This is a genomic window from Agrobacterium sp. O3.4 (genome assembly GCF_041414895.1).
Taxonomy (GTDB): Bacteria; Pseudomonadota; Alphaproteobacteria; order Rhizobiales; family Rhizobiaceae; genus Agrobacterium; species Agrobacterium cucumeris.
Window position 1 is genome coordinate 226,819 of sequence record NZ_JALPZP010000006.1, and the last position, 14,907, is coordinate 241,725.

13 protein-coding genes are annotated in these 14,907 nt (G+C 60.9%); 11 read left to right on the forward strand and 2 right to left on the reverse strand.

Annotation, left to right across the window (positions count from 1 at the left end; all coding sequences use genetic code 11):
* Together M0412_RS22515 and M0412_RS22520 are read left to right on the forward strand one after the other, a co-directional pair.
* Positions 1-921: a nucleoside hydrolase gene (locus M0412_RS22515; RefSeq protein WP_269702606.1), complete on the forward strand. Its 921-nt coding sequence runs from the start codon at positions 1-3 to the stop codon at positions 919-921.
* A complete protein-coding gene (locus tag M0412_RS22520) occupies positions 918-2,711 on the forward strand; it encodes an adenine deaminase (protein ID WP_269702608.1) in 1,794 nt (597 codons plus the stop codon). Before M0412_RS22515 ends, M0412_RS22520 begins: the two co-directional genes overlap by 4 nt.
* Before the next feature lie 27 nt (positions 2,712-2,738).
* On the opposite strand, the gene M0412_RS22525 is transcribed toward M0412_RS22520, so the two are convergent.
* Entirely contained in the window at positions 2,739-3,662 is a 924-nt protein-coding gene (locus M0412_RS22525) for a LysR family transcriptional regulator (RefSeq protein ID WP_269702610.1), read from the reverse strand.
* 92 nt (positions 3,663-3,754) lie between these two features.
* Here M0412_RS22525 and M0412_RS22530 point away from each other — a divergent pair, with 92 nt between their 5' ends.
* On the forward strand, positions 3,755-5,002 hold the full coding sequence (locus M0412_RS22530) for an MFS transporter (protein WP_269702612.1): 1,248 nt from the start codon (positions 3,755-3,757) through the stop codon (positions 5,000-5,002).
* A gap of 24 nt (positions 5,003-5,026) precedes the next feature.
* Here the strand turns inward: M0412_RS22530 and M0412_RS22535 are convergent, their stop codons facing one another.
* Entirely contained in the window at positions 5,027-6,199 is a 1,173-nt protein-coding gene (locus M0412_RS22535; RefSeq protein ID WP_269702614.1) for a M20 aminoacylase family protein, read from the reverse strand.
* Between the two features lie 211 nt (positions 6,200-6,410).
* On the opposite strand from M0412_RS22535, the gene M0412_RS22540 reads away from it, so the two are divergent.
* From M0412_RS22540 to M0412_RS22575, 8 genes are all read left to right on the forward strand, one after another.
* Positions 6,411-7,118 (forward strand): phosphoribosyltransferase, encoded by a 708-nt coding sequence (locus M0412_RS22540; protein ID WP_269702616.1) that lies wholly within the window; start codon positions 6,411-6,413, stop codon positions 7,116-7,118.
* Positions 7,119-7,324: 206 nt separating this feature from the next.
* The gene (locus tag M0412_RS22545) at positions 7,325-8,380 is read left to right on the forward strand and encodes a dipeptidase (RefSeq protein ID WP_269702618.1); all 1,056 of its coding nucleotides are present in this window, start codon (positions 7,325-7,327) and stop codon (positions 8,378-8,380) included.
* A 50-nt stretch (positions 8,381-8,430) separates the two neighbouring features.
* Positions 8,431-10,068 carry an ABC transporter substrate-binding protein gene (locus M0412_RS22550; protein ID WP_269702620.1) on the forward strand — a complete coding sequence of 546 codons (1,638 nt, stop codon included), beginning with the start codon at positions 8,431-8,433 and terminating at the stop codon, positions 10,066-10,068.
* Between the two features lie 21 nt (positions 10,069-10,089).
* Positions 10,090-11,157 carry an ABC transporter permease gene (locus M0412_RS22555; protein ID WP_142842843.1) on the forward strand — a complete coding sequence of 356 codons (1,068 nt, stop codon included), beginning with the start codon at positions 10,090-10,092 and terminating at the stop codon, positions 11,155-11,157.
* Entirely contained in the window at positions 11,154-12,086 is a 933-nt protein-coding gene (locus tag M0412_RS22560) for an ABC transporter permease (protein WP_142842842.1), read from the forward strand. The genes M0412_RS22555 and M0412_RS22560 overlap by 4 nt, the downstream gene beginning before the upstream one ends.
* On the forward strand, positions 12,083-12,919 hold the full coding sequence (locus M0412_RS22565; RefSeq protein WP_142842841.1) for an ABC transporter ATP-binding protein: 837 nt from the start codon (positions 12,083-12,085) through the stop codon (positions 12,917-12,919). The genes M0412_RS22560 and M0412_RS22565 overlap by 4 nt, the downstream gene beginning before the upstream one ends.
* Positions 12,916-13,665, forward strand: a complete 750-nt coding sequence (locus tag M0412_RS22570) for an ABC transporter ATP-binding protein (RefSeq protein WP_142842840.1) — start codon at positions 12,916-12,918, stop codon at positions 13,663-13,665. The genes M0412_RS22565 and M0412_RS22570 overlap by 4 nt, the downstream gene beginning before the upstream one ends.
* A 261-nt stretch (positions 13,666-13,926) precedes the next feature.
* Entirely contained in the window at positions 13,927-14,829 is a 903-nt protein-coding gene (locus tag M0412_RS22575; protein ID WP_142842839.1) for a LysR family transcriptional regulator, read from the forward strand.
* The last annotated feature ends 78 nt before the right edge of the window (positions 14,830-14,907 follow it).

The window sequence follows — 14,907 nt, forward strand, 5'->3', positions numbered from 1 at the left end:
ATGGGTGTATGGATCGATACCGATATGGGCTTTGACGACATTGCCGCCATCATGGTGGTGCAATCGGCAGGCCTTGCCATCGACGGCATTTCGCTGGTGTTCGGTAATACGACGCTGGAAGCGGTGTGCGGCAATGCCGCCGGAGCGGTCTCAACCTTCGGCTGGTCGATGCCGATCCATCAGGGCCGTGCCAAGCCCGTGCTTGGCGCACTCGAAACCGCGCAATGCATTCTGGGCGATAACGGCATTCCGACCGTCGGCCAAAACTTGCCGGATGCGCCAGCCTTGCCGAAAAGCGATGCCTTTGCCGCCCTGTGCAACTGGCTTGAGGGTGATGGCGAAAAGCGCATTCTGGCGCTCGGCCCGCTCACCAATATCGCCGCGGTTTGCCTTGCCCGGCCTGATCTTGCCGCCAGAATTTCCGATCTCACCTGGATGGGTGGCGGCGTGACCAGCGGCAACCATACTGCATCGGCGGAATTCAACGCCTTTGCCGATCCGGAAGCGCTGGCAATCGTTCTGTCCCACGGCCTGCCGTTGCGCATGGTCGATCTCGACACCTGCCGCAAGGTTATGGCCTCGCCGGCCGATGTGCTGCCGATCCGCGATGCCGGCGGCAAAAACGCTGCGCTGATTGCCGATCTGCTGGAAGGTTTCATCGGCATCGCCACCCGCCGTGGCAGAGCCGCCATGGCGCTTTACGATCCCGTTGCCGCCGTTGCCTTTACCTCCGGTCTCATTGGCTGGCGGCAGGCGCGGATCGATGTCGAACTTCATTCCGCCTTGACCCGGGGCAGAACCGTGGTCGAGATGCGCGCCGACAAGGTGGAAACCTTCAATGCGCACTTTGCCGAAACCGTTGATGCCGAAAGTGCGAAGACGGCGATTCTCGAGGCGTTGCGCCGGGAGGCCGCCCGATGAGCGCGAACTCTCCAACACGCGAGCCTGCCGATCTCACCGATGATGCGCTGCGCAGCCGCGCGGTCGCCGTCGCACGTGGCGATGCGCCTTTCGATGTCCTCATCACCGGCGGAACATTGGTGGATGTGGTGACGGGAGAGCTTCGCGCCGCCGATATCGGCATCGTTGGCGCTCTGATCGCCAGCGTGCACGAGCGGGCAAGCCGCAGCGACGCTGTACGGATCATCGATGCGGCAAACGCCTTTGTCTCGCCCGGCCTCATCGATACACATATGCATATTGAAAGTTCGATGGTCACGCCGGCCGCCTATGCGGCGGCAGTGGTCGCCCGTGGTGTTACCACCATCGTCTGGGACCCGCATGAATTCGGCAATGTGCATGGCGTGGAAGGGGTGCGCTGGGCGTCGAAGGCAATCGAAAATCTGCCATTGCGCGCCATTCTGCTCGCACCTTCCTGCGTGCCATCAGCTCCGGGGCTGGAGCGTGGCGGCGCGGACTTTGACGCGACCATTCTCGCCGATATCCTGTCATGGCCGCGGGTTGGCGGCGTTGCGGAAATCATGAATATGCGCGGTGTCATCGAGCGCGATCCGCGCATGGGCGGCATCGTGCAGGCCGGGCTTGCCTCGGGCAAACTGGTCTGCGGCCACGCCCGCGGCCTGAAAGATGCCGATCTCAACGCCTTCATGGCGGCGGGTGTCTCCTCCGATCACGAGCTGGTGTCGGGTGAAGACCTGATGGAAAAGTTGCGGGCCGGGTTGACCATCGAGTTGCGCGGTTCGCATGATCACCTGCTGCCGGAATTTGTGGCGGCGCTGAATGCGCTGGGCCATCTGCCACAGACGGTGACACTCTGCACCGACGATGTCTTCCCGGATGACCTGTTGCAGGGCGGCGGGCTTGACGATGTGGTGCGCCGGCTTGTGCGTTACGGTCTGCGCCCCGAATGGGCGCTGCGTGCCGCTACGCTGAATGCCGCGCAGAGGCTCGGCCGTGCCGATCTCGGCCTCATCGCCGCCGGCCGCCGCGCCGATATCGTCATTTTCGAAGATCTGAGCGATTTTGCGGCCCGCCAGGTGATCGCAAATGGCAGGGCTGTCGCTGAAGGCGGCCGCATGCTGGTGGAGGTTCCCGCCTGCGACGCAACCGCGCTCGAAGGCTCGATGAAGCTGCCGCTTCGTGAGCCCAATGATTTCCGGGTCACATCCGAAGGCACGAAGATACGCCTCGCCACCATCGACCGCCCGCGCTTCACGCAATCGGGAGAGATGGAGGCCGAGGTGAAGGATGGTTTCGTCGTTCCGCCCCAGGGTGCGACGATGATTTCCGTCACCCATCGCCACGGCATGGCCGAGCCGATCACCAGAACCGGATTCCTTACCGGCTGGGGAAACTGGAACGGCGCCTTCGCGACCACCGTCTCGCATGACAGCCACAACGTCACCGTTTTTGGTGGTAATGCCGAGGACATGGCGCTGGCCGCCAATGCGGTGATAAAAGCGGGTGGCGGCATGGCCGTTGCCTCAGAGGGCAAGGTCACCGCACTTCTCCCGTTGCCGCTTTCCGGCCTCGTTTCCGATGCCCCGCTTGAAGACGTGGCAAAGGCTTTCGAAGAATTGCGCGAAGCCGTCGGCAGGGTGGTGGAATGGCAGCCGCCCTATCTCGTCTTCAAGGCCTGCTTCGGCGCCACGCTCGCCTGCAATATCGGCCCGCACCAGACGGATATGGGCATTGCCGATGTGTTGACAGGCAGGGTGATGGAAAGCCCGGTGATTGCCGTTCTCGAATAGCGGCGGCCCGCATCTGCGGGCTGCGGTTCATTCGACCCCGGCCACGTCAGGCGTCTGTGTTTCGCGCGCGGCAATGCGCGCCGCCAACACGAAATTCTTCACCACCGGCGATGTCGTTCCGCGCCGATAGGCGAGCGATATGGAAAGCCGCGGCGGCGGGCCGCTGGAAGGTAATAAGACGATGTTCTGCATTTTGACCTGCGCGACGGATTCCGGCAGGAGGGAAACCCCGAGTTCGGCCGCGACCAGCGACAATATCGAGGCGATTTGCGGTGCCGCCGGCCCTAAGTGCGGCGTGAAACCGGCCTCCTGGCAGGCTTTTATCGATGCATCGTGAAGGCTGGTGCCGACGCTGCGTGGCGTCAGAATGAAAGGGTCGTCGCGCAATTCCATCAGGTCTATGGCGGTGCCGCGCCGCGCGAGCGGATGGGATGCAGGCAGGGCGACCAGAAGCGGTTCGTCAGTGAGCACTTCCTCGAGCAATGTATCGGGATCGGATTGAGAAGGGCGCAAAAGCGCCACGTCCAGCCGATCTTCGAGCAGGGCCGGTGTCAGTGCCAGGGCGGCTGCCTCCATCACCTGAAGCTCCACGTCGGGATATTGGCGTCTGTAGGTGCGGATGCAGGCCGGAACCAGAGGGTTGAGCGCCGCCGTGCCGGTGACGCCTATTCTCAGAATGCCGGTTTCACCGGCCGCCGCCCTGCGGGCGAGCCGGACACCTTCACCCACCTGATGCGGAATATGGGTCACCGCAGCCCGAAAGGCATGGCCCGCCGGTGTCAGTTCCGCACCATGCGCAAGACGCCGGAATAGCCGCACGCCGATTTCCTGTTCCAGAACCTTTATCTGCTGACTGAGCGGCGGCTGCGCGATTCCCAGATGTTCTGCCGCCCGCGTAAAACTGCCCTCATTGGCAATGGCCAGAAAATAACGGATGTGCCTGAGTTCCATGATATTAGATCCAGATATGATGGGAACGCCTTCCATATATTAGAATGAAAGACGGAGCTGCGCTATAGCTGGGAGCGAAAGGGACAAACCCGATGCGCCAGCTCAAAAAACAGGATTTCACCCCGCCGATCGTCATGACGGAGGAGCCGCCGGATGTGCTCTGGATACGGCAGGGAAGCCGTCAGTTTCGCCGGGCGAGTTGGGCGCTTTTCCTCGCGGGCTTTGCCAGCTTTTCGCTGATCTATTGCGTGCAGCCGCTCCTGCCGGAATTTCCGGCGGAATTCGGCATCAACCCTGCAACTGCATCGCTGGCCCTGTCTCTGACGACGGGAACGCTTGCCTTCGCCATTCTGCTCAGCGGGGCCTTTGCCCAACTCTTCACCCGCCGAAATCTGATGTTCGTTTCGATGATGCTGGCAGCCATCGCCAATATCATTGCGGCAAGCACGCAAGGCTGGGCATGGCTGCTTGCCGCCCGCGCGCTGGAAGGGTTCGTGCTCGGCGGCGTTCCGGCCGTCGCCATGGCTTATCTTGCCGAGGAGATCGAACCTTCCAGTCTCGGCAAGGCGATGGGGCTTTATGTCGGCGGCACGGCGTTCGGTTCCATGGCGGGACGTGTCGGCATGGGGCTGGTGTCCGCCTATACCTCATGGCAGGTGGCAATGTATGCGCTGGGGGCGGTCTGTATCCTCGCGGCCATCGGCTTCCTGCTGCTGCTTCCGCCTTCGCGGAATTTCCGGCCGCAGCACATGCCGCTTAAAAATCATCTGAAAATATGGGCGCAACATCTTGGAAACCCGGAACTTCGGCGGTTCTATTTCCTGGGCGCGATGCTGACGAGCGTGTTCACCACCGTTTTCAACTATTGCGCCTTTCGCCTCGTCGCGCCACCTTACGAATTGGGCCGCACGGCCGTCAGCATGATTTTCCTGACCTTTGCCCTGGGTATCGTCGCGTCCTCCTATGGCGGGGCACTGGTCGACCGGTTCAGCCGACGGATCATTCTGGTGGTTGCCTTTTCCACCATCCTTGTCGGTATCCTGCTCACATTCGCCTCAAGCATCATCCTCATCGTGGCGGGGATTGCGGCGATAACCATCGGATTTTTCATCGGGCATTCGGCTGCCAGCAGTGGAGTGGGCGCGAATGCGGGTACCGCCAAAAGCCATGCTTCCGCGCTTTATCTGCTGTTTTATTATTGCGGAGCGAGCATCACCGGCTGGGTCGGCGGCTGGTTCTGGATCCATGCCGGCTGGCCCGGCATCATGGCCATCACCGCCGGCTGCGCGCTTGCCGGAATTTTTGCCAGCCTTGCGCGCCCGGGCACGCGGCGCGCCTGAGCGGCCATCGTGTCGGCCGGGGCGTCACTCCACAGCCAGCTCCTGCTCCACCAGTGTCGCCCAAAATGCCACGCCCGGAACGATGGCCGCATCGTTGAAGTCGTAGGAGGTGTTGTGGTGCAGCGCGCCATCCACCGCCGGGCCGTTGCCCAGCCAGACATAACAGCCGGGGGCTTCACCAGCGAAGAAAGCGAAGTCGTCGCCTGCGGTCGATGGTGGGAAGGTTGTACGGGCCTTGTTGCCGAACACCGTTTTGGCGGCGCGCAGCGCCCGTTTCGTCGCTTCCGTCTCGTTGATGACGGGGGGAATGCGCCGGATGAATTCGTAATGCGCCTCGATGCCGAACATCGCCGCCGTGCCTTTGGCCAGCCTGCCGATTTCCGCTTCCAACTGGTCGCGTACTTCAGGTGCATAGGCGCGCGCCGTGCCGCCGATTTCAACGAGATCGGGAATGACGTTGAGTGCCTTGGGATCACCCGCCTGAACCGAGCAGGCACTGACCACGGCGGGCTGCAGCGGATCGACGACGCGGCCGACGATGGTTTGCAGCGAAGCGAGGAAGGTGCCGGCAGCCGTTATGGGGTCACGGCCGAGATGCGGTTTGGCGCCATGGGTGCCGACGCCCTTGAAGGTCACGCGCCAGCTGTCGGAAGAGGCAAGCTGCGGGCCTTCCACCACGGCCATTTCATCGATGCCGAGTCCCGGCATATTGTGCAGGCCATAGACTGCATCGCAGGGGAACAGCGAGAAAAGTCCGTCCTCCACCATTTTTTTTGCGCCGCCGCGGCCTTCTTCGGCCGGCTGGAAGATGAAATGGACGGTGCCGGAAAAATCGCGGGTCTTTGCGAGATAGCGCGCAGCACCCAGCAGCATGGCGGTGTGGCCATCATGGCCGCAGGCATGCATCTTGCCGGGAAGTTTCGATTTATAGGGCCTGTCGGGCACTTCCGGCATGGCAAGCGCATCCATGTCGGCACGCAGGCCGATGCTGCGGGTGCCGTTGCCCACCTGCAGGGTGCCAACGACGCCGGTGCCGCCAAGACCGCGATGCACCTTCACCCCGGCCCGTTCCAGAAGATCGGCGACGATGGCGCTGGTTCTTTCCTCTTCGAAACCCAGTTCCGGATGTGCGTGCAGATCGTGGCGAAGCTCCGTCAGGAATGGCAGGTCTTCACCGATCCGGTCCAGCAGTCTCATGGGCAGCTTGTCCTTGAATATGGGAAAAACCCGAGTCATAGGTGGGTTCGTCCGAATGCCTGTTGCTTTGTTCCCTTCTAGCTGAAAAAGCCAATGAAATGAACCCGCCGCATGTATGCGGTTGCTGAAATGCCCGATATGCCGAACGGGGTTGGCGTGGCTGGAAAAACCGCGTCCGCTTTGCGCCATCCCGGTCCTGAAAGGAAAACCGATGCCGTCATCCGCATCGCCTGATACCCAGTCACCGGCCGCTCCTCATGAGTTCTGGCAGGCGATAGCTGCTCCCCGCACATTTGAAACGGCCGGGCCGCATTCGTCCTTCTTCCCGGCCGTCCTGGATGATGGAAGGCAGATTTGCCTGCCGATAAGGCCGCTCGCGGATGGTGAACATGCGCTTGCCTCGCTCATCGTCAATCAGGCTTCTTTTGAGGTGCTTGAAGTGCTCGCGGCTGATCTTGCCCGCAAGCTTTCCGTCTTTGAGCCGGATGTCGTCATCGGCCTGCCGACGCTCGGTCTGACGCTTGCCGCCGCCGTTGCCCGCCATCTTGGCCATTCCCGTTACGTACCGCTCGGCACCTCACGCAAATTCTGGTATCTGGAGGAACTGTCGGTGCCCATGTCCTCCATCACCACCAAACAGGAAAAGCGGCTCTATATCGATCCGCGCATGTTGCCGCTCATCGAGGGCAGGCGGGTGGCGCTTGTGGATGATGTCATCTCCAGCGGCAGTTCCATCATTTCAGGTCTTTCGCTTCTCACGTCGTCCGGCATTCAGCCCGTCGTCATCGGTGCGGCCATGCTGCAATCGGATCGCTGGCGGCAAAAAATCGCCGGTTTCGGGCCGGAATGGGCAGAGCGGGTGAGGGGTGTTTTCACCACGCCGCTGTTGACGAAAGCGCAAGGCGGCTGGCTGGCTTGACGTTGCGCAAATTCCGGCAAAACGCAAGTGGTGATAATTTCATCATTGCCTAATTTGCGTCTTGCGAAGCTGCGAGAGATCGTCCTAAGATCACCTTCGACAGATTATAGCGCCCGGCGAAAAACGCGCCGGTTTGCTTTCGTTCGGTGTCATTCCGGCGTCTGCCCGCCCCCTTTGGTTTTGCCGCTTTACTGGAATTTCTTCCCATGCATGCAGTGTTCGACGGTCATAATGATGTGCTGCTTCGGTTGTGGCGCAACAGCAAGGCCGGTGCCGATCCGGTTGCGGAATTCAGAAACGGTACGCGGGAAGGCCATATCGATGGTCCCCGCGCCAGGGCCGGCGGTCTTGGTGGCGGAATCTGCGCCATCTACATCCCCTCCGGCGACCTCATCTTGCAGGAGCCGGACGAAAGCGGTCACTATGATACGCCGCTTGCCGCGCCGCTGGAGCGCTTGCCTTCGCTCGATATCGCCATGGAGAAGGCTGCAATTGCGCTGAGGCTCGATCGCGCTGGCGCCTGGCGGCTTTGCCGTTCCACGGCCGATATCCGCAAGGCCTTTGCCGAGGACGTTTTTGCCGCGGTGCTGCACATGGAAGGCTGCGAGGCGATCGGCGCCGATCTTGATGCGCTCGAGGTATTTTATGCCGCCGGCCTGCGCTCGCTAGGTCCGGTCTGGAGCCGGCACAATGTTTTCGGCCATGGCGTTCCCTTTTCTTATCCCATGTCGCCCGATACCGCGCCCGGTCTCACCGATGCCGGTTTTTCGCTGGTGAAGGAATGCAACCGGTTGGGCATTCTCATCGATCTGGCGCATATCACCGAAAAAGGCTTCTGGGATGTGGCCAGGACCACCAACCAGCCGCTGATCGCAAGCCATTCCAACGCGCACGCGCTTACCCCCGTTGCCCGTAATCTCACCGACCGCCAGTTGGACGCCGTCAAGGACAGTCACGGTCTGGTTGGTCTCAATTATGCCGTGACCATGCTCAGGCCGGATGCGCGCGACATTGCCGACACGCCGCTTTCCGACATGGTGCGCCATATCGACTATATGGTGGAACGCATGGGTATTGACTGCGTGGCGCTCGGATCGGATTTCGACGGCGCGACAGTACCCGTTGGCATTGCGGATGCGAGCGGCAACCACAATCTGGTTGCGGCGCTGAAATCGGCAGGTTACGGTGACGGGGAGTTGGCCAAAATCTGCCGGGAAAACTGGCTGCGCGTTCTGTCCCAGGCCTGGCACGAACCGGCCTGAAGACGCCCTATAGCGAATGAAATCAATCTTATAACAAAAGGGGAGATCCTATGATCAAATCGCTCAACAAATCCATGCGTATTCTCAGCACCAGCGCCGCTCTGTCGCTGATGATGCTGTCGGCTCCGCACGCTTTCGCCGCCACGCCGGCCGATACCCTGGTCGAAGGTTTTGCCATCGACGACATCATCACGCTCGATCCGGGCGAAGCCTTCGAACTGTCTGCTGCCGAAGTTACCGGCAACACCTACAGCAAGCTGGTCTCCATCGATCTCAATGACACGTCCAAGGTCATCGGCGATCTGGCCGAGAGCTGGACGACCTCCGAGGATGGCCTGACCTATACCTTCAAGCTGAAATCCGGCCTGAAATTCGCCTCCGGCAATCCGATCACCGCTGACGATGTGGCATTCTCCTTCGAGCGTGCCGTCAAGCTCGACAAGTCGCCGGCATTCCTGCTGACGCAGTTCGGCCTCAAGGGCGACAACGTCAATGAAAAAGCCAAGGCTGCGGATGCGAACACCTTCGTGCTGACGGTCGACAAGCCCTATGCGCCGAGCTTCGTGCTGAACGTGCTCACCGCAACCGTCGCTTCCGTGGTCGACAAGAAGCTCATCACCGAAAAGGCGAAGGCCGTTACCCCGAGCGCGGACTACAAATACGACACGGATTTCGGCAATGAATTCCTGAAGACGGGTTATGCCGGATCCGGCCCTTACAAGATCCTCGGCTGGAAGGCCAACGAGGCCGTCATCCTCGAAGCCAACCCGAATTATTATGGTGAGAAGCCGAAGCTGAAGCGCGTCGTCTATCGCCATATGAAGGAAAGCTCCGGCCAGCGTCTGGCGCTTGAGAACGGCGATATCGATGTTGCCCGTAACCTCGAGCCGGGTGACATGGAAGCCGTTTCCAAGAAGGAAGGTCTTGCCGTCACTTCCGCGCCCAAGGGCACCGTTTATTACTTCAGCCTCAACCAGAAGAACGAGAACCTGAAGAAGCCTGAGGTCATCGAGGCTTTCAAATATCTCGTCGATTATGACGCGATCGGCGCGACGATCATCAAGGGTATCGGCGAAGTCCACCAGACCTTCCTGCCGAAGGGCCAGCTGGGTGCGCTTGACGAAAACCCCTATAAGCTCGACGTCGCCAAGGCCAAGGAACTTCTCGCAAAGGCTGGCCTGAAGGACGGTTTCACCGTGACCATGGATGTGCGCAACACGCAGCCGGTGACAGGCATTGCCGAAAGCGTGCAGCAGACGCTGGCGCAGGCCGGCATCAAGCTGGAAATCATTCCGGGCGACGGCAAGCAGACGCTGACGAAATACCGCGCCCGCACCCATGATATCTACATCGGTCAGTGGGGTTCGGACTATTTCGACCCGAATTCGAATGCCGAAACCTTCACCATCAACTACGACAATTCGGATGAGGGCAAGAACAAGACGCTCGCCTGGCGCAATGCCTGGGACGTTCCTGACCTGACCAAGGAAACCCAGTCGGCACTGCTGGAAAAGGACACTGCCAAGCGTGCTGCCATCTACGAAAACCTGCAAAAGGAAGTTCTGGCGAAGGGTCCCTTCGTCATCATCTTCCAGCAGACGGAAGTGGCGGGTTATTCCGCCAAGCTCCAGGGCCTGAAGCTCGGACCGAGCTTTGACACCAACTACGTCTACACGATCTCGAAGTGATGATCCGGAAGGATCGGTCTCTTGAGCATTGTTGAAGCAAACAGCAGGGCGAGGCAGGGCAAACGCCGTGCCAACGCCCGTGTGAAAGCCATTCTCGGCTTCGCCGTTACCGTCATCACCACCTTTCTGGGGCTGATGGCGGTCACATTTTTCATTGGCCGTGTGGTGCCGATCGACCCCGCGCTGGCGATCGTCGGCGACCGCGCGCCTGCGCATGTGGTTGAGCGGGTGCGCGAGCAGCTTGGCCTCAACCTGCCGCTCTGGCAGCAGTTTTTCCTTTATCTGAAGCAGGCGCTTTCGGGGGATTTCGGCATCTCCGTCCTCACCACCAATCCTGTCATGGAGGACATCAAGCGGGTGTTCCCGGCGACGATCGAGCTTGCCACGATCGGCACCATCATCGGCGCTGTCTTCGGTATTCCGCTCGGCGTTCTCGCCGCCGTCAAACGCGGCAGTTTTGCCGATCAGGTGGTGCGCGTCATCGGCCTCATCGGTTATTCCGTGCCGATTTTCTGGCTCGGCCTTCTGGCGCTGCTGGTGTTTTATGCCCGGCTGCAATGGGTCGCCTATCCCGGCCGTATGGATATCGTCTATGAATTCACCTTCACGCCGGTGACGGGCTTTTTCCTGATCGACGCGATCTGGCAGCGGCAATGGGACGTGCTGTGGGATCTGTTCCGCCACATCATCCTGCCCGCCTCTCTGCTCGGTTATTTTTCGCTGGCCTATATCAGCCGCATGACGCGCTCCTTCATGCTGAACGAGCTCGCCCAGGAATATATCGTTGCGGCCCGCGCCAAGGGGCTTTCGGAAACCCGCATCATCTGGTTCCACGCGCTGCGCAATGCCGCCGTGCCGCTGGTAACCGTGATTGCGCTGTCCTATGCCGGTCTGCTCGAAGGTTCGGTGCTTACCGAAACCATCTTCGCCTGGCCGGGCCTTGGCCTCTACATCACCAATTCCCTGCAGAATGCGGATATGAATGCTGTTCTCGGCGGCACGATCGTGATCGGCGCCATCTTCGTCGGCATCAATCTCTTCTCCGATCTGCTTTACCGGACGCTCGATCCAAGGACGCGCAGCCGATGACGATTTCGACCGATACACTCAAGCCCTATAGCCGCGAATGGCTGCTCTCCGACCGGCCGTCCTCGCGCAGACAGGCACGGCTTGGCCGCGCCTATGTCATCTGGCGGCGGTTTTCAGAAAACCGGCTGGCGCTGCTTGGCCTCGGCATCATCATCGCGCTGCTCTTCGTCGCGCTGTTTGCCGATGTGCTGGCGCCGCATAACCCGGTGCAGGGTGATCTGCGCAACGCCCGGCTTTTGCCACCAGGCACCGAGGGTTATCTGCTCGGCACCGACGATCAGGGGCGGGATATTCTCTCGCGGCTCATCCACGGTTCGCGGCTCACTCTGTTCGTGGTGCTGCTGGTGGCGATTATCGCCGCACCCATCGGGCTTATCGTCGGCACTGTCTCGGGTTATGCCGGCGGCTGGGTCGATGCCATTCTGATGCGCATCACTGATATCTTTCTCGCCTTCCCGAAGCTGGTTCTGGCGCTCGCGCTGGTGGCGGCACTCGGGCCGGGCATTGAGAATGCGGTGCTCGCCATCGCGGTCACCTCGTGGCCGCCCTATGCGCGTATCGCGCGCGCCGAAACCATGACGTTCCGCAATTCCGATTTCATCGCCGCGGTGAAGCTCATGGGCGCGTCGCCCTTCCGCATCGTCTTGAAACACGTCATGCCGCTGTGCATGTCGTCGCTCATCGTGCGTGTGACGCTCGATATGGCGGGTATCATCCTCACTGCTGCCGGTCTTGGTTTTCTCGGTCTTGGTGCCCAGCCGCCGCTGCCGGAATGGGGTGCGATGATAGCGTCGGGACGCCGGTTCATTCTTGATCAGTGGTGGGTGGCGGCCATGCCGGGTATCGCGATCCTGATTGTCAGCCTCGGTTTCAACCTTCTGGGCGATGGCCTGCGTGATGCGCTGGATCCGAAGGAGGCAGGCCAATGAGTGCGCCGCTTCTGACCGTTCAGAATCTCCGCGTGTCTTTCCCCACCCGCACCGGGCTGGTGGAGGCGGTGCGCGGCGTTTCGTTCACGCTTGGGCGCGAACGCCTCGGTATCGTTGGTGAATCCGGCTCAGGCAAGTCGCAGACGGGCCGCGCCATCATGGGGCTGACCCCGAAAAGCGCACGCATCGAGGCTGATACACTGCGTTTTGGTGATATCGATCTGCTCAGCGCTTCTGCGAAGGAAAGGCGGATCATGCGCGGCAAGCGCATGGCCATGATCCTGCAGGACCCGAAATATTCCCTGAACCCGGTGATGACCATCGGGCGCCAGATCATGGAAACCTTGCGGACCCATGAAAAGATCGGCAGCGGCGAGGCGCGTCAGCGCACGCTTGCGATGCTTGAGGCCGTGCAGATCCGCGACCCCGAGCGCGTTTTCGATCTTTACCCGCACGAGGTTTCCGGTGGCATGGGTCAGCGCGTCATGATTGCCATGATGCTGGTCTGCGGCCCGGAATTGCTGATCGCCGATGAGCCGACTTCGGCGCTTGACGTGACGGTTCAGTTGGAAGTGCTCGATATCCTAGACAAGCTGGTGCGCGACCGTGGCATGGGGCTGATCTTCGTCAGTCACGATCTGCGGCTCGTATCCTCCTTCTGCGACCGTGTTCTCGTCATGTATGCCGGCAAGGTGGTGGAGGAGCTGTCTTCCGCCAATCTGAAGGAAGCCAAACACCCCTATACGCAGGGGCTTTTGAACTGCCTGCCGGAAATTGGCGGCCACCGCCATCCGCTGCCCGTTCTGGAACGCAAGCCGGAGTGGCGCGCATGAGCACAGTTCTTTCCATCAAAGACATGGTGGTGGATTTCGACGGTTACATCGCGCTCGACAGCGTCAGCGTTGACGTGGCCGAGGGTGAATCCTTCGGTATCGTCGGTGAATCCGGTTCCGGCAAATCCACGCTGCTGCGCGCCATTGCCGGTCTCAACCATTTCGATGAAGGCTCGCTGATGGTGGCCGGTCGCTCCTATCAGGGAAAACACCGGGACAAGAGTTTCTATAGCGATGTGCAGATGGTGTTTCAGGACCCCTATGGGTCGCTGCACCCGCGCCAGACGGTGGATGCGCTGCTGCTCGAACCGCTGGTAATCCACGGTCTCGACAATCGCGAACAGCGCATTGCCCGTGCATTGGACGAGGTGGGCCTCGGCTCCGGCTTCCGCTTCCGTTATTCGCACCAGCTTTCCGGCGGCCAGCGCCAGCGCATCGCCATTGCCCGTGCGCTGATCGTCGAGCCGAAAATCCTGCTGCTGGATGAACCGACTTCGGCGCTCGACGCCTCTATTCAGGCCGAAATCCTCAATCTTCTGGAACAGGCCCGCAAGGACCGTAACCTCACCTTTGTCATGGTCAGCCACGATCTCGGCGTCATCAGCCACATGTGCGATCGCCTGGCGGTTATGAAAAGCGGCAAGGTGGTGGAAATGCTGGAGGCGGAAGCGCTGGAAAGCCGCGAATTCAGCGCGGATTATACAAGGCAGCTGCTGGTGGCGAGTGAGGGTTTCAAACGCGCTTGATGGCGTGAGGGTGCCGCTCGTTTCTTCTCCCCGCTGGGGAGAAGACGCCCCGAAGGGGCAGATGAGGGGGCAAGTTCTCCGCATATCTCTGCCGTCGCCCCCTCATCCGGCGCTGCGCGCCACCTTCTCCCCGGCGGGGAGAAGAAACAAGTGGTGCGCTTTCGTTCCACAGGTGATCTTCTTGGGTGAGGTATTTTCTCATCGTGCTGCGATGATATGCTGGCCCGCCACATCGGCCCACCCGAATAAGGTTTCCACCCCATGCAACTGCGCGCCTTGATGTATTTTGACGAACTCGTCCGCACCAATTCCATGCGCGCCGCGGCGGAAAACCTGAATGTCGCGCCAACGGCGGTCAGCCGACAGATCGAAAATCTCGAATATTATTTCGGCTCGCCGCTGGTGGAGCGATCCAGCCGCGGCGTGAAGTTGACGGCGGCAGGTGAGCTGCTCGCCGCCCGTGCCGGCAAGACGCTGCGCGAGCTCGACCATGTGCACCAGCTGATCGATGACCTGAAGGGGCTGCAGCGCGGCCGCGTCACGGTCTATGCCAATGGCGCGACGGTGGCCAATCTTCTGGCGCCGGTGCTGGCGCAGTTCAGCCTGAAATATCCAAAACTGCGTTTCGAGGTGCATATTACCAGCGCCCGCCAGGCGATGGAGGCGCTGGGCGCGGCTGAGGCCGATCTGGTCGTCAGCCTTTTTGCCCCAAAGGTTTCCGGTGTGAAAGTGCGTTCGCGCACCCGCATCAGCTATGATGTCATCTTCCCGGCCGGCCATGCGCTCGCCGCCCAGCCGGAAGTCTCGCTGAAGGAGCTGGCCGGCCTGCCGCTTGCCCTGCCGGACAAAAGTTTTGCCGCGCGGCAGGCATTCGACACGCTGTTTGCCGATGCCGGTATTGAGCTTGATCCCGTCTTCATTACCAGTTCGCTGGAAATGCTGAAGGAGCTGGTGCTGGGTCACGCCGCCGCCACGCTGCTGCCGGCGCTTTCGGTGGCGCGTGAAATCCGCAGCGGCCAGATGGTTGCCATTCCCTTGACCGGCAAAAAAGGCATCCATACCCAGATCGATCTCTGCGTTGCGCCTGACCGGCAATTATCCTTCGCCGCCTCCAAGCTTGCCGATTTCATCGAGCGCTTCATGCGCGAGGCGACGGCTGGGTAGGCGGGGCAGTCGGTGTTTCTGTCGGAGAGGTTGATTTCCGTTCGCATTTCCGTGTAGCCATTTCAGCTACACGGAGCA

Coding starts and splice junctions, on each gene's coding strand:
- M0412_RS22565 (WP_142842841.1), top strand. CDS start 12,083: ATGAGTGCGCCGCTTCTGACCGTTCAGAATCTCCGCGTGTCTTTCCCC.
- M0412_RS22525 (WP_269702610.1), bottom strand. CDS start 3,662: ATGGAACTCAGGCACATCCGTTATTTTCTGGCCATTGCCAATGAGGGC.
- M0412_RS22530 (WP_269702612.1), top strand. CDS start 3,755: ATGCGCCAGCTCAAAAAACAGGATTTCACCCCGCCGATCGTCATGACG.
- M0412_RS22560 (WP_142842842.1), top strand. CDS start 11,154: ATGACGATTTCGACCGATACACTCAAGCCCTATAGCCGCGAATGGCTG.
- M0412_RS22550 (WP_269702620.1), top strand. CDS start 8,431: ATGATCAAATCGCTCAACAAATCCATGCGTATTCTCAGCACCAGCGCC.
- M0412_RS22535 (WP_269702614.1), bottom strand. CDS start 6,199: ATGAGACTGCTGGACCGGATCGGTGAAGACCTGCCATTCCTGACGGAG.
- M0412_RS22575 (WP_142842839.1), top strand. CDS start 13,927: ATGCAACTGCGCGCCTTGATGTATTTTGACGAACTCGTCCGCACCAAT.
- M0412_RS22570 (WP_142842840.1), top strand. CDS start 12,916: ATGAGCACAGTTCTTTCCATCAAAGACATGGTGGTGGATTTCGACGGT.
- M0412_RS22515 (WP_269702606.1), top strand. CDS start 1: ATGGGTGTATGGATCGATACCGATATGGGCTTTGACGACATTGCCGCC.
- M0412_RS22540 (WP_269702616.1), top strand. CDS start 6,411: ATGCCGTCATCCGCATCGCCTGATACCCAGTCACCGGCCGCTCCTCAT.
- M0412_RS22520 (WP_269702608.1), top strand. CDS start 918: ATGAGCGCGAACTCTCCAACACGCGAGCCTGCCGATCTCACCGATGAT.
- M0412_RS22545 (WP_269702618.1), top strand. CDS start 7,325: ATGCATGCAGTGTTCGACGGTCATAATGATGTGCTGCTTCGGTTGTGG.